The following is a 24,251-nucleotide window of genomic DNA, read 5'->3' as shown; positions in this document are numbered from 1 at the left end:
AGCAGTCGGAGGGGGGATTTCCTGGCACCAGCCAATTTCCAATTTCGAAATCTGAGGCTAGTCTGTTGAGATGAAACCCAAGTACGCTCAAGCTCGGCAAATGCGTCGCGCCCTGACTGCGCCGGAGTATCTTCTTTGGGAACGGCTTAAGTCCAGAACTCCCGGTATGCCTATATTCCGGCGGCAGTACGCTTACGGCCCTTACATTCTGGATTTCTATTGCGTTCGTGCGAAGTTGGCCATTGAGGTCGACGGAAGCCATCATCATAGCGATGAGGCCGTGCAGCGGGACACTGTTCGGGAGTCATGGTTGATGGCGCAAGGCCTTGACGTCTACCGCGTTCCGGCTGCCGATGTGTTCAGGGACGCGGACGGCGTCGCGGACGGAATAGTTCTAATGGCGGCTGGAAAGTTGGGAGCCTAGAAATCCCCCCTCCGACGGCTCGCTATCGCGCGCCGCCACCTCCCCCGTATAACGGGGGAGTATAAGAAAAAAAGACGCCTCGGTAGGTCCTTACGCCTTCGCCAGTTCTGGCAACTGGACGCGGGTGGCATTGCTGACCGTGTAGTCTGCTGCCACACGGATATCACGCAGGTGACGCACCCGGCGGATCGATTCTTCGTACAAAGGATGGACCTTGTAGGCACGAAAATCTTCCAGCGAGGCGAACTCGCCATAGACCACGACATCGATATCGTTGCCGATCTGGTCGATCTTTTCGTTCAGCGCGACTTCCAGGTGGGCGACCTGCGGGATCTGGGTCAGCACCGACAGGCCGCGATAGATGACGTCGACGTCCGCACGGTCCTTGCAACTGAACATAACGATGTGACGGATCATTCGGGGGAATTCGCGACTATGGAAACTACCCGCTCCCTTAAAGCCTCAGGACTTTCCGTCAAGATGCGTTTTCGCCGCAGGCGCAGGGCGCGCTGCCTGCCAGCGGGAGAAGGCGGCGGCGTAGAACGCGTCAGCATCTGCCGGGGTCGCAAAACCGGAAGAAGGAACCGGCACGGCGGAACCGGGCTGGACCATGAACAGGATCAGGTGCCGGGTCCGCCGTACCTGTCTCAGATCGCTCAACGTGAGTTCGGTGTGAAAGGACGGGCCATGTATGATAAGCCGGTCTCCAGTCAGAGAGGCTACGCGCGTGCCGGTGATTTATGGATGATGACGCCCGAACAGCCAGGCAGCCGGCACAAGGATTAGCGGGAATATCAGCACAAAGCCGCCTGTAATCACGGTGAACCCACCCAGTTGCGGTAGCAGCTCCGCCCGGTCGAACTCGGTTAGACCCCAACCGTTTTGCCAGAGAAGAATAAGGTAGACCACGGCTAAGCCGGCAAAAAAGATAGGCCTGAGTGCCCGATAGTACAGGCCGACATTGAGTCGGAAATGAAGTCCGAAGGTATAGAGATAGGGCTGGGATTGAAGCTCGCCCTGGATCGGAGCAGGCGTTACCGGCGTTTCGAAAACGGTCGCTTGGTCATGCCGGGATTGGGCGACCAACTGTCGGGCGCGATCCAGGAAAATCCTGGCTGACTGCGGCGTATCGAACGCAGAGTCGGGAACCATGTGCGCCATACCTCCGGTCAGGTGGAGGTAAATATGACGTTTGCCGCGCCGGACCTCCCGGAAGTTACCCCAAGTGAGCTCGGAAAACAGGCCTGGCCCTTCAAGTATGAAGCTGCGACTCGTCAGCCGCGCCGATCGGGTGCCTGCCGCCAATACATTGCGTCGGAAATTCCACCATACGCCGGCCAGGCAAAATGCCGGGACGACAATGCTCCAAAGGAACGCCATTACGACGATACCGACAATCAACCCAACATACCGGCCCTGCATCAACTCAGCTATATGGCCGAGGAGAGGAAGCCCGATGATCAGGACGCCATAGATTGCGGCTCCGGGCCAGCGCACCATGTTCCGGAAGTGGCTGACGATCGAAAAACGCGCGTAGTCGCCAAAGCTCAGACGAAAAGGTTGTGTTGTAATCTCGGCTTCGGTCGTCGTGCCCCCTGAACGGGAGCAACCCTAGCACCGCAAGCCGCAGCGGATCAATCGGCGCCGTGGGCGCAGGTTGCCGAGTGGATGTGCACCGGGCGCTGGCTGAGGTAGTTGATGCCATGGGCAGCAGCGATCATCACTGCGCCCAGAAGGCTCAGGGCCACTTCGGCGTCGTGCAGGGCGGGGACAAAGGCGGCCAGGGCCAGCAGCAACAGGCCGCCGGACATCGGGAGGGAGACAGCCCACTTGCGCCAGGCCTTCGAATAGCTGATGGCCCACAGGCTCAGTGGCGCGGCCATAAGGACCAAAACCTGATGCACCCAGTCGGCATCGGTAAAAGCGCCCAGGAAGGGTATGCCGGCAACGATAAAAGGCAGGGCGATGCAGTGCACGACGCACAGGGCCGACAGCACCATAGAGGCGATATCGAGCCATCTTGCCTTAAGTTGCACCATTGCGGGTTGCGCCTTTTTCGTCCAGAGTAGGATGATCTGCAAATATGTTATATCATAACTTTTTGCAAGGCGCGTGAGTCAAAAAAGTCGATCCGGGGACCGCCGCATGATCCGTTTTGCCGAGATAGAGGCGCGTGCCGCCGAACGCAAGGGCGGGGCCGAAGCGCTCGAAGCCTTGCTGATTACGCCGAAATCCATGGATGAGATCGCGGCGATCCCGGAAGACCGCTGGCTGTCGCAATTTACCCGCTGCATCTTCGAGGCCGGCTTTAACTGGGACCTGATCGAGAAACGCTGGCCGCAGTTCGAGGACGCCTTCGACGGTTTTGACGTCACGCGCTGGCTGTTCATGTCGGACGAGGACTTGTCCGCGCTGATGAAAGCGCCGGGCCTGGTCGCCAACGCCATGAAAATCCGGTCGGTGGCCGGCAATGCGCAGTATCTGTCGGATGTCGCCACGTCGCACGGTTCGGCAGGAGCCTATTTCGCCTCGTGGCCGGTCGATCGCTATATGGAATTATGCGGTGAACTCAAAAACCGAGGTTCGCGCTTGGGTGGGGCGACGGGTCAGCGCGCGCTGCGCCGGATGGGCCGCGATGCGCTTCTCCTGTCGCCGTCGGTCATCAAGGCGCTGAACCATTGGGCCGTGGTGTCGGGAGAGCCGACATCGAAGAAGGATATCGCCGCTGTGCAGTCGGCCATTTCGGCGTGGCACGAAGACGGTGGGCGTGGCTTGACGCAGATGAGTCAAATCCTGGCCTACTGCGTGGATTAGGGCTTGCATATTTATTAAATCAAATTTATTTAATCCGTGGAAACTGCTAGGGAAACTTTTTGAAGATGACGAACGCTGCCGAGCGCCTGGGCCGCCTGCGCGCCGACCACGAAGCCTTGCTGACGCGCGCCAATGTGCCGGCCGCGACCGGCAACGGGGTCTATCATCGCTGGCAGCATCCGGTCGTCACCGCGGCCCATGTGCCGCTGGAATGGCGTTACGACTTTAACTCCGACACCAATCCCTTCATGCAGGAACGGCTGGGGATCAACGCCACTTTCAATGCCGGCGCTATGTTATGGCCCAAAGACGGACAAGCTAAGTACATTGTGGTCGTGCGGGTCGAAGGCGATGATCGCAAGTCGTTCTTTGCGATCGCGGAAAGCGCCAACGGCATCGACAATTTCCGTTTCTGGCCGGCGCCTGTAGTGTTGCCGCAGACTGACGAACCTGACACCAATGTCTACGACATGCGCCTGACGCAGCATGCTGACGGCTGGATCTATGGCCTGTTCTGTACCGAGCGCAAGGATCTGAGCCTGCCCCACGACACGTCGGCGGCGACAGCCCAATGCGGCATTGCTCGCACGAAGGACCTGATCACCTGGGAGCGTCTGCCGGACCTCAAAACCAACTCCGGTCAGCAGCGCAATGTTGTTCTGCATCCGGAATTTGTCGATGGTCAGTATGCGCTATATACCCGGCCGCAGGACGGTTTCATTTCGGTCGGCGGCGGTGGCGGCATCGGCTGGGGCCTGACCAGGGACATGACCAACCCGGTCATCGAGTCGGAAGTCATCGTCGACACCAAGGTCTATCACACCATCAAGGAAGTGAAGAACGGCCAGGGGCCCGCGCCGATCAGGACGGCCGACGGGTGGCTGCACTTGGCGCATGGTGTGCGCAACACGGCTGCCGGGTTGCGCTACGTCCTGTACATGTTCATGACCGACCTGAACGCACCGTGGAAGGTGACCTACGCGCCAGGCGGCCACCTGATCGCGCCCCAGGGCGACGAGCGAGTCGGCGATGTGTCCAATGTCTGCTTCTCCAACGGCTGGATCGTCAATGACAAGGACGAGGTCTATATCTACTACGCCTCCTCGGACACGCGGCTGCATGTCGCGACGTCGTCGGTGGCGCGTCTGATCGACTATTGCAAGAACACGCCGTCCGATCCCCTGACGTCGGCGGCCTGCGTCCAGCAGCGCCTGGACCTGATTTCACGTAATCAAGCCTATTCGGGCCAAACCTTTCCTGAAAACTCATGATCGTTACCGCCGACATTCGCGACAACCTGCGCATCGAGGCCCGCCGGGAAGCGGAGACCCTCATGCGCTGGTGGGCGGACAGGGCGCCGGATGAGGTCAATGGCGGATTCCATGGTGAGATCGATGCTGCCGGTCAGCCGGTCGCCGAGGCGCCGAAAAGCATCATCCTCAACACCCGCCTGCTGTGGTTTTTCTCAGCCACGGCCGTTTATCTGGGGTCGGATGAAGCGCGCGCCCTGGCCGAACGCGCCTATGCCTATCTGCGCGACCATTTCCTCGATCCGGACCACGGCGGGGTTTACTGGCTGCTCGATACCAAGGGCCAGGTTATTGACGCCAAGAAGCAGGGTTACGCCCAGGCCTTCGCTGTCTATGCCTTGGCAGAATATTACGGGGCAACGGGTGAGCCGGGCGCTCTGACCCTGGCGCGGCACCTGCAACGCGACATCGAAGACCGCTTCTGGGACCCGCAGTATCGTGGCTATGTCGAGGCGTTGAGCGCCTACTGGCATCCGATCGACGATCCGCGCCTGTCGGACAAGGACGCCGACAGCCCCAAGACCATGAACACCCACCTCCATATCCTGGAGGCCTATGCCAACCTGCACCGCGTCGCCCCCGACGATGCCAGCCATCACGCCTTACGCCGTGCCCTGACGATCTTCGCCGACCGATTCGCGGATGACGGACGGCATCTGAAGCTGTTCTTCGGCATGGACTGGAGCAATCATAGCCAGGCCGTGTCTTATGGCCATGATATCGAGGCCGCCTGGCTAATGTGGGAAGGTGCCGAAGTCCTGAGCGACGCCACTTTGGCCACGAGAATCCGTACACTGACGATTGGCCTGTCGCGCGCCACGCTCGAGGAAGGCTTCAGCGCGAAAGGTGGTCTGAGCTACGAAAAGAGCTTCGACGGCCACCTCGACCCGGATGGCGAATGGTGGGGCCAGGCGGAGGGCCTGGTTGGTTTCGTCAATGCCTGGCAGATGACGGGTGACGAGGATTTTCTCGACGCGGCCGGACGGCTATGGCGCTATCTCAAGGATCAGTATGGCGCAGCGAGGGGCAGCGAATGGACCTGGTATAGCGCCGATGCGGCCCGCCCGCCGGTCTATGCCGCCGGCATGTGGAAGTGCCCGTACCATAACGGACGGGCAATGATCGAACTCGATCGGCGTTTAAAATAAAAGCGCATCCCGAAAAGTGTGACGCACCGCACGGGCGTCCCCGTTTTCGGATAAAGATGCGCGTCAAAATAAGTACCCTTACAACAAGGGGAGGGAAAACATGACCGCTCTGCACGGGATCGACATCGCCATTGTCGCCGGTTACGTCCTGCTGACCATAGGCCTGGGCTTCTGGGTGGCGAAACTGTCGTCGGGAAACCTGAGTAACTATTTCCTGGCCGGGAACAAGCTGCCGTGGTGGGTGCTTGGCCTGTCCAACGCGTCCGGCATGTTCGACGTCGCCGGCACTATGTGGATGGTCGGGCTCCTGGTCGTCTACGGCCTGAAGTCAGTCTTCATCCCGTGGCTGTGGCCGGTGTTCAACCAGATCTTCCTGATGATGTTCCTGGCCATCTGGCTGCGGCGTTCGGGAAAGCTGACCGGCGCCGAATGGATCACCTTCCGCTTCGGCGACGGTTTGGGCGCGCGCGCTTCACACCTGATCAATGTCGTGTTCGCGCTGATCATGGTGGTCGGCATGCTGGCCTTTGGTTTCCTGGGTATCGGCAAGCTGGTCGCCGAATTCAGCCCATGGAAGCTGGCAGCCGATCCCGTGCTGAACGACAAGCTGTATGGTTTGATCGTGGTGGGTCTGACCACCGTCTATTCGGTCAAGGGCGGGATGTATTCGGTGGTGATGACCGAAATCCTGCAGTTCTTCATCAAGCTGATCGTCTGTATCGCCATCGCCTGGCTGGCCTTCACCCTGGTCTCGCCGGAAGCGCTGAAAGCCGCCATTCCGGACGGATGGAACAAGCTGGCCTTTGGCTGGAACCTCGATCTCGATTGGGCGAGGGTGGCGGAAACGGCTAAGCCCGAGAACAGGGTGGTGGCGACCTCGGCCATCGATACGATCGCCAAGGAGGGCCATTCCTATTTCGCCATCTTCATGGGGCTGATGGTCTTCCAGGGCTTCTTCAAAGCCATGGCCGGTCCGGCACCGAACTACGACATGCAGCGCCTGCTGTCGGCCAAATCGCCGACCGAAGCCGCCAAGATTTCCGGATTCGTCAACCTGGTCCTGCTGTTCCCGCGCTACCTGATGATCGCCGGCATGGCCGTGCTGGCCCTCGTCTTTATCGGGCCGTACTGGAGCCAGCTCCAGGCCAATGCGGCGGCCGCCGGCAAGCCATTCGTCGCCGATTTCGACGCCATCCTGCCGTGGGTGGTGCATAACTACATGCCGCCAGGTCTGCTGGGTATTGCGCTCGCCGGCTTGTTGTCGGCCTTCATGGCGACCTATTCGGCGTCACTGAACGCTGCGCCGGCCTACGTTGTCAACGACATCTACCGCAAATATATCAAGCCGGAAGCCGACCAGAAATCGCTGATGCGCCTGAGCTATCTGACGTCGTTCCTATTCGCGGTCATTGCGGCCTTTATCGGCTGGCAGCTGACCTCGATCAACGACGTCGTCACCTGGATCACAACAGGGCTGTACGGTGGTTATACGGTCGCCAATGTCGTCAAATGGTATTGGTGGCGGCTGAACGGTACAGGCTATGCGGCGTCGATGGCGCTGGGGGTGGTCGCGGCCATGTGGATGGCGGTTTATAAGGACCCTGTGACCGGCGCGGCGATCGACGGGCTGGCAGCCTTCCCCTGGCTGTTCGCTGCCTGTCTGGCCGTGGCGGTGATCGGGTCGCTGGTGACCAAACCGACCGATATGGAGACGCTCAAGGCCTTCTACAAAAAGACCCGGCCGTGGGGTTTCTGGGGGCCGGTGCTGAAGGCCCTTCAGGAAGATGAACCGGCGGCGCAGCCGAACCGCGACTTCGGCCGTGACATGTTCAACTGTTTGGTGGGCGTGGTGTGGCAGACGGCTTTGACGGCGTCGGCGATCTTCCTGATGATCCGCGAGATGGACAAGTTCTTGATCACCCTGGCCGTCATCGTGGTGTGCACAGTGGTGATGAAGTTCACCTGGTGGGACCGCTTGCGCGACGAGCCGGCGTGAGGATCACGGCAGTCCCGACCTAATTCGCTTTTAAATAGGGTCGTATGCCCGGTTCGTGCGCCGCCCAGGCGTCGACAATGATCTTGCCGAACAGGGCCGAACCTTCAGGCCCGAGGTGCGTGTAGTCGAAGGCCTGGGCGGTGGCCGGCGTGCCCTGTGAGGCGTCGCTGAATACCGCCGGGAGCGAGGTGCCGGCCCCTTCGCTGTCGAGGATGTTCTGCGGGATGGGACCTCCGGCGGTACGATTCGCCGCCACCGGCCCCATGGCCTGGACGGCGGTGCGTGTCACGCCATAGACATCGACCAGGTCATAGTCGCCGTCTGTCGCCACCACGCGGATGGCGGCGGTCCATGGGCGCAGGTCGTCCTTGAGCGTGCCGTTGCGGAACCAGCGTTGGGTCAGGGGCGTGACCATCACGGGGATGGCACCGGCGGCCTGGATGTCCTGGGCATAGCGGCGCATATTGACCGGAAACTCGGTTTCCAGGTCGGTATGGCGCTCGGGTTTGGCCGAGCCGTCATTGTGGCCGAAGCCGATCCAGACATAGGTTCTGGCATAGGCCTTGCCGTCGCGCAACTGCTCCAGGACCTTGTCCCACAGGCCTTCAGCGCGGTAACTCTTAGAACTGCGGCCACCGCGCGCGGCGTTGATGCAGGTGACGTCGGGGGTGAACCGGGCGCAGAAGCCTTTGCCGTAGCCCGATTTGTCGGTCATGGTGGAATCGCCGACCACAATAATGCGGACCGGGTCTGCGGCTATGGCGGGGAGGGGCGACAAAAGCGCCAGGACTGTAAAGAGAGCTGCGAACGTCTTCAAAGGCTTGACCTCAACCGTAACCGTATTACATGCGGATTCATGAAAATAGATATCTGGTCCGACGTCATTTGTCCCTTCTGTTATATCGGCAGGGTCAATCTGGAAACCGCCATCCGCGAAGCCGGCCTGGAGCCTGTTATCGTGCATCATGCCTTCCGGCTGATGCCGGGTGAGGCGCCCTATCCGGTCGAGGAGATGTTCGTTCGCCGCTACGGCCAGACGCCGCAGCAGGCGCAGGCGACCATCGCCGGTACAGAAGCCGCCGCAGCTCAGGCCGGTCTGACCTTCCGCTTGCAGGGTACGCTGGTGGGCGATACGGCTGACGCCCATACCCTGTTGGCCTTTGCCGGGGAAAAGGCGCCGGACCTGCTTCAGCGGATGTATTTCGCCTATTTCACCCAGGGCCGTAACCTGTTTGACCGTGAGGTCCTGGTGGAACTGGCGGTCGAGGTGGGGCTGGATCGCCTCCTGTCGGAAGGGGCGTTTGATTTTACCAGCCTGAAGGCCCGGGTCGAGGCCGACCAGAAACAGGCGCAAGGGTTTGGCGTGAAGGGCGTGCCCTTCTTCGTGTTTGACGACCGCACGGCGGTGTCGGGCGCCCACCCGCCCTCAGCCTTCCTGAAGGCGTTCAAGGCTATAGCGGATAATCACGCGGCGCCGTAAGTCTTTGGGAATTAGGCAATATTTCCCTCTCCCCACTTGAGGGGAGAGGACGAGAGCCGAGCGACGCGTGGGCGATCGGGTGAGGGGTTGAGGGGGATCGGCTCTTACAGTTGTCGACCGAACCAACCCCTCACCCCCACCCTCTCCCCTCGAGTGGGGAGAGGGAGTTAGGGCAGAGTTTCCAAGATCTGGTTCTGAATCGACAGTAATTCCTGCGGCCTCGGACAAAATTATTTTTGCCACAATTGGCGCAGGGGAAGGCGCCGCCTATATAGGGCCGACGAAACGACTCGAAAGTCCCCCAGAAAGCCTTCCTGAATGTCCGCACCGGCGACCACCCCCTTCCCCAAGCCCAAGGCCAAGTTCGCCGAAACGGTCAACTTCCTGTCCCCCTATCTCTGGCCGGCGCAGCGTGCTGACCTGAAGGCCCAGGTGGTGTTCGCCCTGCTGTTCATGCTGGCCGGCAAGATCCTGACAGTCATTATTCCGTACACGTACAAATGGGCGACCAATGCCCTGACCGGCGGCGGCGATGTTCAGTTCTGGGGGCTTCTGGCTGCCGGTCCGATCATCCTGGTCGTCGCCTATGGCGTGGCGCGGATGCTGTCGCAGGTGCTCAACAACGTCCGCGACGCTCTGTTTGCCGCGGTGGGTCAGCACGCTGTGCGCGGTCTGGCCAACCGGGCCTTCATCCACCTCCATAACCTAAGCCTGCGTTTCCACCTGCAACGCCGCACCGGCGGGCTGTCGCGGGTGATCGAACGCGGCAAGAACGGTATCGAAACCATCATTCGCCTGACCATGATGGTCGGTATCCCCACCGTGATCGAGTTCGTTCTGACGGCGGTGATTCTGGCCTATCAGTTCAGCTTCTGGTACGTCGTCGTCGTCGTTGTTACCGTGATCGTCTATGTCTGGTTCTCGATCATCGCCTCCAACTGGCGCATCAGCATCCGCAAGGATATGAACGAGGCCGACTCCGATTCGATGTCCAAGGCGGTCGACAGCCTGCTCAATTTCGAAACCGTAAAATATTTCGGCAACGAGCAACTCGAAGCCGATCGCTATCATCGCGCCACCGGTAAGTATGAAAAGGCGGCCATCAAGACCTACACCTCCCTGGCCTGGCTCAATATCGGCCAGGCGGTGATCTTCTCGATCGGCATGGCCATCGTGATGGTGATGTCGGCGATGGAAGTCGCCGCCGGTCGCCAGACGGTCGGTCACTTCGTCATGATCAACGCCTTCATGATGCAGTTGTCGATCCCGCTGAACTTCATCGGCACCCTGTATCGTGAAATCTCGACAGGCCTTATCGATATGGAGGCCATGTTCAATCTTCTAGACGAGCCGCAGGAGGTAGTCGATTCGCCGGCCGCCACCGAACTGGTGGTCAGCGACGGCGCCATCGCCTTCAAGGACGTGTATTTTTCCTATGATCCCGATCGTGAGATCCTGAAGGGCGTGACCTTCGAGGTGCCGGCCGGCAAGACCGTCGCCGTGGTCGGTCCTTCGGGCGCCGGCAAGTCGACCCTGTCGCGGCTGCTGTACCGCTTCTATGACGTGAAAGCCGGCAGTATCGAGATCGATGGCCAGGATATCCGCAATGTCACCCAGGCCTCGCTGCGCAAGGTGATTGGCATGGTGCCCCAGGATACCGTGCTGTTCAATGATACCATCGCCTACAATATCGGCTACGGCAATGTCGCCGCCGGTAAGGCCGAGGTCGAGGATGCCGCTGAACGCGCCCAGATCGCCCACCTTATCTCGACCCTGCCCAAGGGCTACGAGACCGAGGTCGGCGAGCGCGGCTTGAAACTGTCGGGTGGCGAAAAGCAGCGCGTCGCGATTGCCCGCACCCTGTTGAAGTCGCCGCCGATCCTGATCCTGGACGAGGCGACCTCGGCGCTGGATACGCATACTGAGCGTGAGATCCAGGCGTCGCTGGACGATGTGTCGAAGAATCGCACGACCCTGGTGATCGCGCACCGTTTGTCCACGGTCGTAGGCGCTGACGAGATCCTGGTGCTGAAGGACGGGGTCGTCGCCGAACGCGGCCGCCATGCCGAACTGATGAAGCTCAAGGGCCTGTACTACGCCATGTGGGAGCGCCAGCGCGCCGCCGACGCCGCCCGTGAGAACCTGGCCAAGGTCGAGGCCGAGGTGGAGTAGGGCCGGTTCTGAACCCGCCGCATAGCGGGATCCTACGTTAAAGGGATCCACAGATTACACAGATTTTCGCAGATTTTTCAGCAGCTTAATCTCTTCTAATCTGTGTAATCTGTGGATCCCCTTGATATAAAATGCCGCTGCGTGGTCGGCTCAGCAAAAAAAGCCCCGGACCTTGCGGTTCCGGGGCTTTTCCTTTCGGGGGTGGACCCCCGCCAACAATCCAGCGGTCGCTTAGTGTGCGACTGAGGTCGAGGTGCTGGTAACCGTCGTGGTGTCCGACATAGCCATATCGGACATCGCCGTACCGGTATCGGCCGGAGGCGCCATTTCCGTTGTCGTGGTTTCCGTCGTCGTGGTCGTTTCGGTCTTCTTTTCGCAGGCAGCGACAGTCAGACAGGCGGCTGCGGCGATAAGCGGCAGCACTTTGGAATAGGTCAATTTGATCATGTGGAGGTCCTTCTCACCAGAGGTCTGGGACTATGGACATAGCACAAATAGAGAAGCGTTGCTGATAGGCGGAGAAAAAAATAAAAAACCTGTAAATACCAGGCCGCGCAGCTGTTAGGCCGCGACCCAGCCGCCGTCGATCGACATCGGCGCACCATTGATCGCCTTGCCGGCGTCCGAACACAGGAAAACCGCCAAAGCCGCCACGTCTTCGACATGGACGAATTCCTTGGTCGGTTGGGCGGCCAAAAGTACGTCGCGAATCACCTGTTCCTCGGTCATGCCGCGCGCTTTCGCGGTGTCGGGGATCTGTTTCTCGACCAGCGGCGTCTTGACGTAGCCCGGACAGATGGCGTTGCAGGTGATGCCGAATTCAGCGCCTTCCAGCGCGATCGTCTTGGTAAAGCCCAGCAGGCCGTGTTTCGCCGCGACATAGGCCGACTTGAACGGCGAGGCAACCAGGGCATGCGCCGAGGCCATGTTGACGATCCGGCCCCAGCGGCGCGTCTTCATCTTTTCGAAGGTCAGGCGCACCGTATGAAAGCTGGAGGTCAGGTTCAGCCCGATGATGGCATCCCACTTTTCCGGTGGGAAGCTTTCGATGGGAGAGACGTGCTGGATGCCGGCATTGTTGACCAGGATGTCCACCCCGCCCAGTTTCGCGTCGATGGCGCCGATCAGGCCGCCAATCTCATCCGCGCGCAGCAGGTTGGCGCCGTCGAATAGCACCTCGATGCCGTAGGTCCTGGCCATCTCGGCGCGCAGGGCCTCAATCTCGCCGGGATCACCCAGACCGTTCAGCATGATTTTGACGCCCTGGGCGGCCAGACCACTCGCAATCGCCAGGCCTATGCCGCTGGTGGAACCCGTGACCAGTGCCGTCTTGCCCGCCAAACCCGTCATGATCTCAGTCCTTTTTGTCGGTCTTGGCCGAACGCGCGGCGGTGTTCAGGGCCTGCAGGCCGCACTGTTCGACAAAGGTCATGGCGGCGCGGCTCTGGTTCTGGCTGTATTTCACGCAGGTTTGGGCCCAGGTCTTTTGCAGTTCCGTCAGGGCCGCCGGATCACGCGTCTGGGCGGCGGCGCGCATCAGGTCCAGGGCTTCCTTCGTAAAGGAGGTGGTCTCGGAAGCGTAACGGTGCGAGGAGGTGCTGATCATCTCGATCAGGTTGATCAGGCTGCGCGCAGCCAGTTGCTGCTGCGCCTCCATCAGCTTCAGGCCGTTCTCGAAAGGCGATGACGTCATCTGCACAGGCTCCGGTGTCGCTTGTCTTTATGGCGGCTTTCCGGCTTGTGTGCAACGCAAAACCTAGTTGAGCAGGATGGAGCCCAGCAGCACCCTGGCGCCGGGACGGCCCAGGATCTTGTCGGTGGTCGCCTGCAATTGATTGGCGACATAGTCGGTGTCGATCAGCGACGCTGCCGTCAGATTGGCCGCATAGCCCTGCAACTTGGTGACATAGGCATCCATCAGCCGGGGGCGGTACAGCTTGACCTGCTCGGTCAGCTTGGCATCGTCGCAGTACAGCCCGATTTCGACGCTCATCGAGCCGTGGCGGTGGCCGGCCCCCTTGGTAAAGACGCTTATCATCGGGAACTGAGTATAGCCCAGTCCGCCGCCCTTTTTCTTGGGCGCACTGGCAAGGGCCGGCACGGCGGCAAACGTGGTCGCAGCGGCGGCGCACAGGGCGGAAAGAAGATGACGGCGTTCCATAGCTTTCCAGTATGCGGCGTCACCGTTAAAGTTCGGTTCACGGTCGAAATTCAAATAAAATTAACCATGAAATCAATGGCTTAATTACCAATAATTTAGGTATTCCCTCTAGTTTGCGCTGCAGTATTCATTGGGGGGCGACAACAGATGGTTCGAATGGCGACGGCGCATTCACAGACGCAGAAATGGCTGCGGAAAATCGATTGCGAGTCGGTTGGCATCCTGATCGTCGAAGATAACGACGCCTCGCGCCGTCTGGTCCAGGAACTGCTGCGCGCCACCGGCTTCGTCAAACTGCACTATGCCCGATCGGCGGAGGAGGCGGTCGAGCAGATCCACGCGCACCATCCCGACCTGATCCTGATGGACTGGGAGTTGCCGGGCAAGTCGGGGATTGATCTGGTGCGCGAGATCCGCCAGGCGGCCCACAGCGAAAAGCCCGAATTTCCCAATCCACAGGTCCCGATCGTCATGCTGACCGGGCGTCAGCGGCAGCACGATGTGACGACGGCGCAAAAGGCCGGCATCAACGACTTTGTCGTCAAGCCGTTTTCGACCACCTCGCTGCTGAAGGCCGTGACCCATTCCCTGACGCGCAAACAACGTTTTATTGTCTCCGCCGGCTTCACGGGGCCCGACCGCCGCAGACGCCGCGCCGGCCTGTTTCCGGGCATTTTGCGCCGCGCCGACGATGGTACCCTTCGTGAACGGCTGTCGGGTGAGGCGGACGTCCTGCGCCAGGCCTTGCTGCGTCACGAACGGATCGACCCCAGGGTCCTGGACAACCTGACCGGCCGCTTGCTTGAGGTCCAAACCGAGGCCCACGGTATGCGGTTAAAACTGCTGGAACAAGCTACACACTCTTTAAACGAGTATGTGCGACACTTTGGGAACAAGGCAGAAGCCGAAGTTTTGGATGTGCATCTTGACGCCCTGATCCGGCTGAACGATGTCCCCTACAGTGAGCATGAAGAGGCTGTGAACATCGTGTCGCAACTGAACCGTCTGGTTGACCAGCGCCGCAAAAGGAAGGTGTCATGAACGCCTTTGCTCCGGCTGATGCCAAGAATGGCACCATAGGCAATGCGACCAACCGCGATGTCCGCAATCTGGCCAATCTGGGCGAAACCGCCTCGACGTCGCGCGTGCTGAACCTGTCCCAGATCTATCTGAACTCGTCCAAGGAAAAGGAATACCAGCTCCGGCCGTTCTTCCGCGATTCGCAGCTGAACAAGGCGATCCTGGTCAAGCACACGCTGCGCGCCAATGAACGCGATCAGTTCGCCCGTTCGCGCCGCACGGCGACCAAGGTCATCCTGCCGTTCGACCCGCTGGACCTGAAGTTGGGCGGCCGCTCGATCTTCGTCAACCAGATGGGTTTCGACAGCTTCTGCCGCAACTATTTCAACACCGACGACATCAGTGGCAATTCCGACGTCCAGGTCCTGCGCCTGCTCGATTCCTCACCGTCGCTGGATCCCTTCCTGGTGCGCGAGCACCTGTCGCGCAACGGCTTCAAGCCCGCAGCCTGCTATCTGAAGATCTCGCCCTTTGACGTTCAGCGCATGATCGGCTTCGCCAACGAGGAAATCGAGCGCCTGGTGGCGACGGCCTTCGGTGACGCCACGGTCGGCGGCGCTTCGCTCAAGCTGGCCGGCAAGATCCTGGCGAATGAGCTCGACAAGGAGCTGTGGCCGCTCAAAAAGACCCTGCGCATGTCGGACGAGGAATTCTCCGACGGCATCTTCTCGTGGCGCGGCTTCCTGTACTTCAAATGGCGTCACCTGGAGCTTCAGGAAGAGATGCGCCGTGTCCTGGAAGGCCTGGCCACCTATCAACCGATCGGCGCGTCCGACGAAAACCTGCGCGAATATCTCAAGGAGTGCCGGCCACGTCTGGCGCGCAGCATCGTCAACGCGATCGCCAATGTCGGCCGTACGCTCAATGTCTACGATCAGGCCTATCACGCCCTGGTCGAGGGGGAGAATCCGGGACCGTTCCGCCGCTTCCTGTTGGATGGGCCGGGGTTGTTCTACGAACTGGGCGAGAACATCGGCATTCTGTCGCACATCGGTTCGTTCTGGGGCTACCGCATGGGCCAGCAGATGATGAACCAGCGTCTGACGCCAGGGGAATATGCCGACATCCTGATGGATTTCGAGGATTCGCTGACCTGCGTGTCACGCCCCCTCAGCGACTGATAGTTTAAGGCGCCTCTTGCCAAAGAACGTTACCTGGCCAAAACGTGCGCGGGAGGCTTTCTGGCACGTTTTGGTATGAGGCTTGTTTGGAGTAACCGCCGCATGGCCTTGTTGCAGGTATCCGGCACGTCCGGTGAAAGCCAGTTCACCGCGGCCCGGGAAATCCGCAACCTGGCCCATCTGAACCGGACGGCAGCGTCCAGCCGGGTCATGAATCTGACCAAGGTCTTCGTGCATCACCGCGAAGAGAACGCCTGGGCGGAGCGGCCGCTGTTCGAGAATTCGCAGCTCAACCGCGCCATCATCCTGAAACATACCCTGCGTGCCGACGAACGCCAGTTGTTCAACAACGGCCGCGCCACGGTGACCAAGATCATCTTGCCCTATGACCCGTTCGACCTGCGCCTGGGTGGCCGGTCGATCTATTATCGCCAGATCGGGTTTGACGGGCTGATGTCCAACTACCTGGGCATCGACAGTCTGGCCAAGAACCGTGACGTCCGCATCCTGCATATCCTGGACAGCTTGCCGTCGTTGGATCCGTTCTTGGTCCGTGAGCATCTGGGCCGGATCGGCATCCGGCCGGCCGGGATCTATTTCCAGATTTCGCACGCCGACCTGACCGAAATGGCAGCCTACACGGCGCAGAAGGTTGAGGATCTGGTGCGGGCGGCTCTGGGTGACGACTTCGACGCTGAGGACGGCAAGAAGGCCGACAAGCTGGGCAACAAGATTCTGTCGGACAAGCTGGACCAGGAACTTCTGCCATTGCGTGGTGCCTTGGATATGACGCCCGAGGCGTTTTACGAAGGCGTCATGTGCTGGCGGGGTTTCCTCTATTACCTGTGGTGCCACAGGGAACTTCAGAACGGGGTGCGTGAAGTGCTGACGGGCCTGGCCCACTACAAGCCCAATGTGACGCACGACGACATCCTGCGGGGCTATCTGCGCAAGGTGCGTCCGCGCCTGGCCCGGGCGATCGTCAAGACCCTGAAGGAAATCGCCCAGACGCTTGAGTCGTACGACGACGTCTATACGGCCCTGGCGCGCGATCGCAACCCGGAGCCGTTCCGCCATTTTCTGCAACACGGTTCGCACCTGTTCCTGCGCCTGGGCGAGAAAATCGGCGTGCTGAACCACATGGTATCCTTCTGGCGCTTCCGGATGGCCAAGGTGATCGAGAACAATTCCCGGCCGCTGGAAAGCATCGAATTCGCCGATATCTTGGTCGATTTCGAAGCCAGCCTGGCGGCGTGCCTGCATAACGACGACCGGACGGCCGCTTAATTTTCAGTCTGTCCTGACGCCGCCGCTCAGCGGCATTTTACCTTAAGTGGGTCCACAGATTACACAGATTAAAGGGATTAAGAGGTGTTTCCGGGATAGTCTTGCGCGAAGCGCGTCTTAAATCCTTCTAATCTGTGTAATCTGTGGACCCACTTTGATATCTGATGCCGCTAAGCGGTGCGTTCAGGACGTTACTGCAGCAGATCCTCCGCCGTCATCGCCACGGCATCCAAAGCGGCCGGCTGATAGACAATGCCCATATGGGTGACGTCGGGCAGCAGGGTCACCGGGATGTTCGGATTCGCCTTGCCCAGTTCACCAGGATACATTTCGGCGCGGAACAGTTCGTCCTTGCTGCCGATCAGGACGCGCGTCGGCGCCTTGATCGCCGCATAGGCCGGTTGCCACTCGCGCGGCGGGTTGGCCGAAGAGAGAAGGGCATGGCTATAGGTTTTCGGCCGCATATTGTTGTCACTCGGCGGCACCGCCATGGCCAGGACCGGCAGATGGTCCAGCGCAGAAATGCCGAAACCGTTCAGGATGCTCAAGGTCACGATGCGCGGGATGCTGACCGCAACCCAGCCCTGTTTTGGCTGGTCCAGGGCCGATCCTGGTGCGATGACCGGCGACAGGGCCAGGTAGGCGTCGAAGTTCCTGGCATAGGCAGGAAAGCCCGCCGTACGCAGGACGATCGCGCCCCCCATGGAATGACCCAGCAGCAGGCGCTTTTCGGCGGGGTGCTCACGTTCCGCCAGGGCGGCGAAATCGGCCAGGTCTTCCTCGTACTGGCCGCGGTGGTCGATATCACCCAAGCGCCCCTCCGGGCCCTTGCTGAGGCCGTGCCCGCGCAGGTCGACGGAGTAGACGGTCACGCCGCGCTGCGACAAAGTCTTGGAAATGCCCTGCATGGCCACCGTGGTGCCGGATGAACCATGGACGACAACTGCGACCCCGCCGCCGGGTTTGCCGGGAAAGAAGCGGTAAGACAGTTTCTCGCCGTCGCGCGCCGTCAGATATTGCGGCGCTGGCTGTTCCCGGGCGAAAACCGACAGGGGCGCGTTGGCGCTTTCGATGGCCTCGATGGGCGGCGGCGTTTTCGGGCCGGTAAAGGTCAGGACGCCGCCGATGGCGATGGCGACAATGACGGGCACGGCGATAAGGGTGGTAACAACGGTCTTGAGCACGGGTATCCCCTGAGGTGAGTTGAGGTCTCTTGCCTACGGGATAGCGCCGTTCTATGTCTCGCGGTGTTTCGCCAATGGCAGGTAGTTTTCGCCACTGGCAGCCGTCTTTCGCCGATGGAGCGCTACGCCTGGGTCCGTCCTTCCTGAGCTTTCATTCGGCGCCGCTGTTGCGCTGGCAGATCCTGGCCAGCCTGCCGGTGATCGGCCTGGCCCTAGGGTTGATCGGGCCTTTCGGCAGTTATACCGGCATGACCCTGGCTGAACGCCTGGCGCATTTCACGCTGTGCGTCAGCGTGATCGGCGCCGGATCTCTCGGCTTTTCCTATGCCGTGGCGCGGCGCTGGTTCCAGGGCTACTGGCCCCTATGGGCGGCCTTGTGCGTCGATGTCGCCCTGGCCGTGCCGGGCGCGGTGGTGGTCTATCTGAGCCTGGCGGTGTTCGCCCCGGCGGTCGCTGGCCAGATCGATCCGGTGAGCCTGGTATGGCAGAACCTCATCATGACCCTGATTTTCCGGGCGGTCAGTCTGGTCTTATCGTGGGAGCGCATCCGCGACGGTAGCCAGGTCGAGGCGCCGCCGGTGGTAGACGGTACGGCGGATTTCCGGGCGAAGCTGCCGCGCGAACTGCGCGGCCAGCCGGTGCTGGCCCTGTCATCGGAGGACCATTATCTGCGCGTCCATACGCCGAAGGGTGAGGCGCTGATCCATATGACCCTGGCACAGGCGCAAGCTTTGCTGCTGGGTGGATTCCAGATTCATCGCTCGCACTGGGTGTCGGGTGAGGCGATCCGCAAGACGTCGGGCGACAAGGTGGAACTGGTCACCGGCCTGGCCCTGCCGCTAAGCCGCCACCGCCGCAAGGCGTTCGACCAATGGCTGGAGACGGTGACGCCGGCGTAGGTAAGATTTTTTACCACGAACGACACGAACCGACACGAACTTCAGGATGTGCTTGAACCCGCCGCGTAGCGCCCTTTTTACGTATTTCAGGAACCGCGAATGGACGCGAATAAACGCGAATGGTGAAGCCGATCTATTCGCGTTTATTTGCGTCCATTCGCGGTTCCAAAACTTCAATAGTTTTCAGCCGCTGCGCGGCGTCAAGATGTGCCTGAAGTTCGTGTCTGTTGGTGTGGTTCGTGGTTGAAAACTCACTTCTTCATCAGCTTTTCAGCCAGATAGGTATACTCGATGGCATAGCGCCGGGCGGTTTCCTGCAGGTTGGCGGCGGCGTTGTGGCCGCCCTCGGTGTTCTCATAATAGTAGAACGGCAGGCTCATGTCTTCGAACAGCGCTGCCATCTTGCGGGCATGAACCGGGCCGACACGGTCGTCCTTGGTCGAGGTTTCGAACAGAGGTTCCGGATAGGCCACGCCCGCCTTCACGTTATGATAGGGCGAGATCGAGCGCAGGAAGGCGCCCTCGACCGGATCGTCGGGATTGCCGTATTCGCCTTGCCACGAGGCGCCGGCCGACATGCGGGTATAGTTGACCATGTCGAGCAGTGGCACCTGGACCACCACGGCGTTCCACAGGTCCGGCCGTTGAGTCAGTTGCACGCCCATCAGGAGGCCACCGTTGGACCCACCCATGATACCGAGATGTTCCGGCGTCGTCACCTTGCGCGCGATCAGGTCTTCGCCGACCGCAGCGAAATCGTCATAGATCCGCTGGCGGTTGGTCTTCATCCCAGCCTCGTGCCACTTCGGTCCAAACTCGCCGCCACCGCGGATATTGGCCAGGGCATAGGCGCCGCCCTGTTCCAGCCACAGCTTGCCCAGACTGCCCGAATAGGACGGCTGCATCGACACTTCGAAGCCGCCATAGGCGTAGAGCAGGGTCGGCGTCGTGCCGTCCAGCTTGATGTCCTTGCGGGCAACCAGGAAGTAGGGCACGCGCGTGCCGTCCTTTGACGTCGCCCAGTGCTGCTGCACCTGCAGGCCTTCGGCATTGAAACGCGATGGCGCGGTGCGCAGTTTCTCGACCTTACCGGTGGCGGCGTCGGCCAGGTACAGGGTCGAAGGCTGCAAAAAGCCGCTCGACCAGGCGAAGACACGGTCGCTTTCATCGTCGGCCGAGCCGACCGACAGGGTCGAGTTTTCCGGCAGTTCGATGCGGATCGACGACCACTGGCCGTCTTTCAAGCTGTAGGCGCGGATTTCGCCGACGACATTAGCCGACAGGGTCAGGATCAGGCGGTTGCGCGTCTGGCTGATGCCTTCGACGGATTCGTGAGCACTGGGTTGGAACAGCAGGGCAGGTTCGATGGCCGTTGGATTGGCCATCCCTTGCTTAAAGTCGAACGCAATCACCGAGCCGGAGGTGAAGGTCCTGCCCGAGGCGCTGGTCCAATCCTCCTTCAGCCACCACACGATCTGACCCTCATGCAGTGCCGAGAAGCTCGAGGTCGTCGGTAGCGGGAAGGTGACGGTGCGGTCGCCATCGTGGAAGCTGTATTGCGAATGGTAATAGTCGAGATAGCGGTACGACGCATCAGCGACATAGGCGCCGGTAATGTCGCGCACCGGATAGCGCCCGGCGGAGACATCGGTCTTTTCGCCGCGGTGGATCTCAACCGCCTGGTCCAGGGTTTGGCCGCGCTTCAGCACCTTGGTCACATAGGCATAGCCGGACTCGGTCAACTCGCCGGGCGTGAACTCGCGCGAAACATAGATCGTGTCGGCGTCGCGCCAACTGGCGTTCTGCTTGCCGGCCGGCAGGAAAAAGCCATCCTTGACGAAGCTTTTTGTGGTTACGTCGAATTCGCGGATTTCGTCGGCGTCGGTGCCGCCGTCGGACAGCGAGATCAGGCAGCGGGTATTGGCCGGCGGCAGACAAGATGACCCGCCATAGACCCAGGTCTTGCCGTCCGCCTTGGCCAGTGCGTCGATATCAAGGATAGTCTGCCAGTCCGGTTGGCCGCTCTTGTAGGCGTCCCAGTTCGTTCGCCGCCACAGGCCCTGGACGTGGTCCTTGTCCTGCCAGAAGTTGTCGACGAAGCCGCCGGTGGCGAAGTTCGGCGCCGGCACCCGATCGGTCGCTTCCAGGATCTTCAGCGCTTCGGTGCGGTATTGCTCGAACAGCGGGTTCTGGCCCAACTGAGCCAGGCTCGCGGCATTATGGGCATGGACCCAGGCCATGGCGGCCTCGCCATCAATCTCATCGAGGAAGCCGCGCGGATCGGGGGCGTCATTGGGGAGGTCGGCGGGATTGGACGCGGTGGATTTGGCGACAGTGGTCATGGGTTGGGTGAAACCTGGTGAAGCGGCGATTGTGCTCAGCGCCCATACCAATGCCAGTGCCGTCAGGGAAGTCCGTGTCATGTGCCCCACCTCAAATAAACTTGCGTTCGACCAAAAAGATTTCCGGTGAAACTACCCGACTTTCATCGCCTGTCGCATTACAAAAGAGTCACATTGCGCCAACGAAAAAGAACTTTACAAAATAAAGTACTTCATATAGGCATGGCTTATCACAACCCGGAGACCTCAGATGTCCACCCTCGCCATGACCGCTTCTCAAGAGTTGGAGACCGACACCGTTATCATCGACGGCAGCATGCCCTTCTGGGCCGGGCTGTCCTTTGGTACTGCCAGCTTCGTTAATTATCTGGTGCTGTCGGGTGCCGTCCATTTGCCGCATCCCGGCATGATCGGCCTGGTGTGGATGGGCGCCACGGCGGCCTTCCTGCTGTTCGGCGTCATCCTGAAGGTGGGGGTCGATCCGCTGGTGAAGGTTCACCCGGGCTTTCGCCGCTACCGCGCCATCTGGGGCAGTCTGATCCTGGGCGCCCTGTTCCTGGTCGGCGCGATTATCGCCATGCTGATACAGTTCGGCGTCGGCGATAAGGCGGCCTTCATATCGTCGCCGATCACACTCTGTATCTACGGCATCGGCTGGCGCCTGACGGCGGTCATGTCGGGCCGCAAATGGCCTAACCTTCTGGCCATCGGCGCCTTCCTCTGCGCGATCTATACCGCCACCCTGGCCGGCACGGCGCAGCAATACCTGGTCCATACCGTGTGCGTCGCCGTCTTCGCCGTCCTGCCCGGCCTGACCCTGATGTTGCGCAAGCCGGCCGTCTGATGTCTGTTGTCACCAATCTCAAGGAATCAGCCATGTCCTCAAACCTGCAAGACGATATCGCCTACATGAAAGCCCTGGCGGAGGCCGGCAATGCCGGCCCGCTGAGGAGCGGTTACATCCTGATGTGGGCCGGGATTATCTTCAGCCTGGCCTCAATCGGCCAGTATCTTCTGATGACGGGTGTCCTGCCCCAGCAAGCCTGGGTCAGTTTCGCCATCTGGTTCGGCCTGGGCGGCCTGTTCGGCGTCATTGCCTGGCTGCGTAACCGTCAATGCCGCGCCATCACGGCCACCGGCAAGGCCTCCAGTTCGGTTTGGTCGGCGGTAGGCTTAGGGATAGGCGCCTCCCTCATCACGGTGATCCTGGTGGTTTACCAGACGCATGAGACCATGGCCCTGTCCTTCATCGCGCCGATCCTGATCGTTTTGTATGGCGTAGGCTGGTGGGTCGATGCTCGTATGTCAGGCCTGGCCTGGCTGAAGCTGGTGGCGCTGGGCTGTTTTGTGGCAGCGCCGGTGCTAGGCCTTATGGCCGCCATGCCGGAGCAGATGCTGGCCTATGCCGGTTGCCTGCTGCTGCTGGCCAGCTTGCCGGGCTACATCCTGATGAAGGCTGAGAAGGCCTGAGCGCCATGGACGAGTTCAACATCGAATCCATAGACGACGTGATCCACGGCCGGTTGCGTCTGGGGATTATGGCCTACCTCTCGACGGCGGGTGCCGCGGAGTTCACTGTCCTGAAACAGCGGCTCCAGGCCAGCGACGGCAACCTGTCGGTGCAACTGCGCAAGCTGGAAGAGGCAGCCTATGTGTCGATCGACAAGGCCTTTGTCGGCAAGAAGCCGCAGACCACGGTCACCCTGACCGACACCGGGCGCAAAGCCTATATCGCCTATCTCGACGCGATGAAGAAGCTGATCGCCGACGCGGGGGGATAGAACGCGGTCTATACTTCTCCTCCCTACGAAGTGGGGAGGAGAAGAAAGGACGGCCCATTTCCACTCACGCAAATGATAATTGCATTTGAAACCATTTAACGGCACACTATCTCCAACGGAGATGCGCCATGGATGACCCGTCCTTCAACATTGCAGATGAAAAACACGGCATTGTCGGCGGCTATGTCCCCGAACGGCCGGACTGGACCATTCCACAGAACTGGCAGGCCTATACCGCCGACGAACACGGCACCTGGAAAGTCCTGTTCGACCGCCAGATGGAGCGCGTCAGGGGCCGCGCCTGCCAGGCCTATCTCGACGGGCTGAACGACCTGCCGATTACCGATGCCGCCATCCCGAACTTCGACGCCCTGTCCGAGGTCCTGACCGCCAAGACCGGCTGGCAGGTGGTGGCCGTGCCGGGCATGGTGCCCAATGACGTCTTCTTCGACCACCTGGCCAACCGCCGTTTCCCGGCCGGTCAGTTCATCCGCAAGCGCCATCAACTCGACTATCTCCAGGAACCTGACGTTTTCCACGACATCTTCGGCCATGTGCCGATGATGATGAACCCGGTCATGGCCGACTTCATGCAGGCCTATGGCGAGGGAGGCCTTCGCGCCGAAAAGCTGGGTGTGCTGGACCGGCTGGCGCGTTTGTACTGGTACACGGTAGAGTTTGGCCTGGTCGAACAGCCCGAGGGCCTGCGCATCTTCGGCGCGGGCATCCTGTCGTCCTTTACCGAGACGGTGTTTGCGCTCGACGATGCCTCGCCCAATCGTATCGGCTTTGATCTGAGGCGGGTGATGCGGACGCACTACCGCATCGACGAGTTCCAGGAGAGCTACTTCGTCCTGCCGTCGATCGACAGCCTGTTTGAACTGGCGCAAACCGATTTCGGACCGATCTATGACGAACTGAGCGGCCAGGCCGATTTGCGGGCCTCGGATGTGCTGGAAAGCGACCGGGTCTTCCATCACGGCACCGGCGCCTATCACAAGGCGCTTTGACAGCCGGCTATTCGGGTGCTCCTATGGCGAAAACCATAAGGA

Annotated in this window: 26 protein-coding genes; 15 read left to right on the top strand and 11 right to left on the bottom strand. The window is 60.6% G+C overall.

All coding sequences use genetic code 11. The features are described 5' to 3' along the window. Positions 1–70 precede the first annotated feature (70 nt). Entirely contained in the window at positions 71–424 is a 354-nt protein-coding gene (locus ABI_RS14470) for an endonuclease domain-containing protein (RefSeq protein WP_040309289.1), read from the top strand. Between the two features lie 90 nt (positions 425–514). Here ABI_RS14470 and ABI_RS14465 read toward each other — a convergent pair whose 3' ends face one another. The 4 genes from ABI_RS14465 to ABI_RS14455 all read right to left on the bottom strand — a co-directional run bounded on the left by ABI_RS14465 (position 515) and on the right by ABI_RS14455 (position 2,463). After that, the gene (locus ABI_RS14465; RefSeq protein ID WP_006273772.1) at positions 515–841 is read right to left on the bottom strand and encodes a Dabb family protein; all 327 of its coding nucleotides are present in this window, start codon (positions 839–841) and stop codon (positions 515–517) included. Positions 842–886: 45 nt separating this feature from the next. Further along, a complete protein-coding gene (locus tag ABI_RS26685) occupies positions 887–1,138 on the bottom strand; it encodes a YcxB family protein (protein WP_374188353.1) in 252 nt (83 codons plus the stop codon). 24 nt (positions 1,139–1,162) lie between these two features. Then, on the bottom strand, positions 1,163–1,924 hold the full coding sequence (locus ABI_RS14460) for a YcxB family protein (RefSeq protein WP_040309288.1): 762 nt from the start codon (positions 1,922–1,924) through the stop codon (positions 1,163–1,165). 134 nt (positions 1,925–2,058) lie between these two features. After that, entirely contained in the window at positions 2,059–2,463 is a 405-nt protein-coding gene (locus ABI_RS14455) for a MerC domain-containing protein (RefSeq protein WP_040309287.1), read from the bottom strand. Between the two features lie 106 nt (positions 2,464–2,569). On the opposite strand from ABI_RS14455, the gene ABI_RS14450 reads away from it, so the two are divergent. The 4 genes from ABI_RS14450 to ABI_RS14435 all read left to right on the top strand — a co-directional run bounded on the left by ABI_RS14450 (position 2,570) and on the right by ABI_RS14435 (position 7,692). Further along, positions 2,570–3,238 (top strand): DNA-3-methyladenine glycosylase I, encoded by a 669-nt coding sequence (locus ABI_RS14450; RefSeq protein WP_006273768.1) that lies wholly within the window; start codon positions 2,570–2,572, stop codon positions 3,236–3,238. A gap of 65 nt (positions 3,239–3,303) precedes the next feature. Beyond that, entirely contained in the window at positions 3,304–4,509 is a 1,206-nt protein-coding gene (locus ABI_RS14445; protein WP_006273767.1) for a glycoside hydrolase family 130 protein, read from the top strand. Beyond that, the gene (locus ABI_RS14440) at positions 4,506–5,696 is read left to right on the top strand and encodes an AGE family epimerase/isomerase (RefSeq protein WP_006273766.1); all 1,191 of its coding nucleotides are present in this window, start codon (positions 4,506–4,508) and stop codon (positions 5,694–5,696) included. Before ABI_RS14445 ends, ABI_RS14440 begins: the two co-directional genes overlap by 4 nt. Before the next feature lie 100 nt (positions 5,697–5,796). Then, on the top strand, positions 5,797–7,692 hold the full coding sequence (locus ABI_RS14435) for a sodium:solute symporter family protein (RefSeq protein ID WP_006273765.1): 1,896 nt from the start codon (positions 5,797–5,799) through the stop codon (positions 7,690–7,692). A gap of 19 nt (positions 7,693–7,711) precedes the next feature. On the opposite strand, the gene ABI_RS14430 is transcribed toward ABI_RS14435, so the two are convergent. Further along, the gene (locus ABI_RS14430) at positions 7,712–8,509 is read right to left on the bottom strand and encodes an SGNH/GDSL hydrolase family protein (protein WP_006273764.1); all 798 of its coding nucleotides are present in this window, start codon (positions 8,507–8,509) and stop codon (positions 7,712–7,714) included. A 39-nt stretch (positions 8,510–8,548) separates the two neighbouring features. Here ABI_RS14430 and ABI_RS14425 point away from each other — a divergent pair, with 39 nt between their 5' ends. Both ABI_RS14425 and ABI_RS14420 read left to right on the top strand, forming a co-directional pair. Beyond that, on the top strand, positions 8,549–9,172 hold the full coding sequence (locus ABI_RS14425) for a DsbA family oxidoreductase (RefSeq protein ID WP_006273763.1): 624 nt from the start codon (positions 8,549–8,551) through the stop codon (positions 9,170–9,172). Positions 9,173–9,490: 318 nt separating this feature from the next. Then, positions 9,491–11,344: an ABCB family ABC transporter ATP-binding protein/permease gene (locus tag ABI_RS14420; RefSeq protein ID WP_006273762.1), complete on the top strand. Its 1,854-nt coding sequence runs from the start codon at positions 9,491–9,493 to the stop codon at positions 11,342–11,344. Positions 11,345–11,575: 231 nt separating this feature from the next. Here ABI_RS14420 and ABI_RS14415 read toward each other — a convergent pair whose 3' ends face one another. The 4 genes from ABI_RS14415 to ABI_RS14400 form a co-directional block, all read right to left on the bottom strand. Beyond that, positions 11,576–11,791, bottom strand: a complete 216-nt coding sequence (locus ABI_RS14415; RefSeq protein ID WP_006273761.1) for a hypothetical protein — start codon at positions 11,789–11,791, stop codon at positions 11,576–11,578. A gap of 114 nt (positions 11,792–11,905) precedes the next feature. Then, a complete protein-coding gene (locus tag ABI_RS14410; protein ID WP_040309286.1) occupies positions 11,906–12,694 on the bottom strand; it encodes a 3-hydroxybutyrate dehydrogenase in 789 nt (262 codons plus the stop codon). 4 nt (positions 12,695–12,698) lie between these two features. Further along, complete coding sequence (locus tag ABI_RS14405; RefSeq protein ID WP_006273759.1) at positions 12,699–13,037, bottom strand: hypothetical protein; 339 nt, start codon at positions 13,035–13,037, stop codon at positions 12,699–12,701. 63 nt (positions 13,038–13,100) lie between these two features. Further along, the gene (locus tag ABI_RS14400) at positions 13,101–13,505 is read right to left on the bottom strand and encodes a Tat pathway signal protein (RefSeq protein WP_157138906.1); all 405 of its coding nucleotides are present in this window, start codon (positions 13,503–13,505) and stop codon (positions 13,101–13,103) included. Between the two features lie 156 nt (positions 13,506–13,661). Here ABI_RS14400 and ABI_RS14395 point away from each other — a divergent pair, with 156 nt between their 5' ends. The 3 genes from ABI_RS14395 to ABI_RS14385 all read left to right on the top strand — a co-directional run bounded on the left by ABI_RS14395 (position 13,662) and on the right by ABI_RS14385 (position 16,993). Then, entirely contained in the window at positions 13,662–14,546 is an 885-nt protein-coding gene (locus ABI_RS14395; RefSeq protein WP_006273757.1) for a response regulator, read from the top strand. After that, positions 14,543–15,706, top strand: coding sequence for a hypothetical protein (locus ABI_RS14390; protein WP_006273756.1), 1,164 nt, complete (start codon positions 14,543–14,545; stop codon positions 15,704–15,706). Before ABI_RS14395 ends, ABI_RS14390 begins: the two co-directional genes overlap by 4 nt. Positions 15,707–15,808: 102 nt before the next feature. Next, positions 15,809–16,993: a hypothetical protein gene (locus tag ABI_RS14385; protein ID WP_006273755.1), complete on the top strand. Its 1,185-nt coding sequence runs from the start codon at positions 15,809–15,811 to the stop codon at positions 16,991–16,993. A 191-nt stretch (positions 16,994–17,184) separates the two neighbouring features. Here the strand turns inward: ABI_RS14385 and ABI_RS14380 are convergent, their stop codons facing one another. Then, the gene (locus ABI_RS14380; protein ID WP_006273754.1) at positions 17,185–18,177 is read right to left on the bottom strand and encodes an alpha/beta fold hydrolase; all 993 of its coding nucleotides are present in this window, start codon (positions 18,175–18,177) and stop codon (positions 17,185–17,187) included. 74 nt (positions 18,178–18,251) lie between these two features. Here ABI_RS14380 and ABI_RS14375 point away from each other — a divergent pair, with 74 nt between their 5' ends. Then, positions 18,252–19,076, top strand: a complete 825-nt coding sequence (locus tag ABI_RS14375; RefSeq protein ID WP_006273753.1) for a LytTR family DNA-binding domain-containing protein — start codon at positions 18,252–18,254, stop codon at positions 19,074–19,076. Positions 19,077–19,327: 251 nt separating this feature from the next. Here ABI_RS14375 and ABI_RS14370 read toward each other — a convergent pair whose 3' ends face one another. After that, on the bottom strand, positions 19,328–21,418 hold the full coding sequence (locus ABI_RS14370) for a prolyl oligopeptidase family serine peptidase (protein WP_006273751.1): 2,091 nt from the start codon (positions 21,416–21,418) through the stop codon (positions 19,328–19,330). A 250-nt stretch (positions 21,419–21,668) separates the two neighbouring features. Between ABI_RS14370 and ABI_RS14365 the strand changes: the two genes are divergently transcribed. The 4 genes from ABI_RS14365 (at position 21,669) to phhA (ending at position 24,209) form a co-directional block, all read left to right on the top strand. After that, positions 21,669–22,262, top strand: a complete 594-nt coding sequence (locus ABI_RS14365; RefSeq protein WP_006273749.1) for a hypothetical protein — start codon at positions 21,669–21,671, stop codon at positions 22,260–22,262. Between the two features lie 32 nt (positions 22,263–22,294). Further along, a complete protein-coding gene (locus ABI_RS14360) occupies positions 22,295–22,888 on the top strand; it encodes a hypothetical protein (protein ID WP_040309459.1) in 594 nt (197 codons plus the stop codon). A gap of 5 nt (positions 22,889–22,893) precedes the next feature. Beyond that, complete coding sequence (locus tag ABI_RS14355; protein ID WP_006273747.1) at positions 22,894–23,199, top strand: winged helix-turn-helix domain-containing protein; 306 nt, start codon at positions 22,894–22,896, stop codon at positions 23,197–23,199. Positions 23,200–23,327: 128 nt separating this feature from the next. Next, on the top strand, positions 23,328–24,209 hold the full coding sequence (phhA, locus tag ABI_RS14350; protein WP_006273746.1) for a phenylalanine 4-monooxygenase: 882 nt from the start codon (positions 23,328–23,330) through the stop codon (positions 24,207–24,209). Positions 24,210–24,251: the final 42 nt, after the last annotated feature.

The sequence above is a fragment of the Asticcacaulis biprosthecium C19 genome (assembly GCF_000204015.1).
Classification (GTDB): Bacteria; Pseudomonadota; Alphaproteobacteria; order Caulobacterales; family Caulobacteraceae; genus Asticcacaulis; species Asticcacaulis biprosthecius.
Note: the sequence above shows the minus strand (reverse complement) of the source record. Positions and strands in the feature narration are given on the sequence as shown.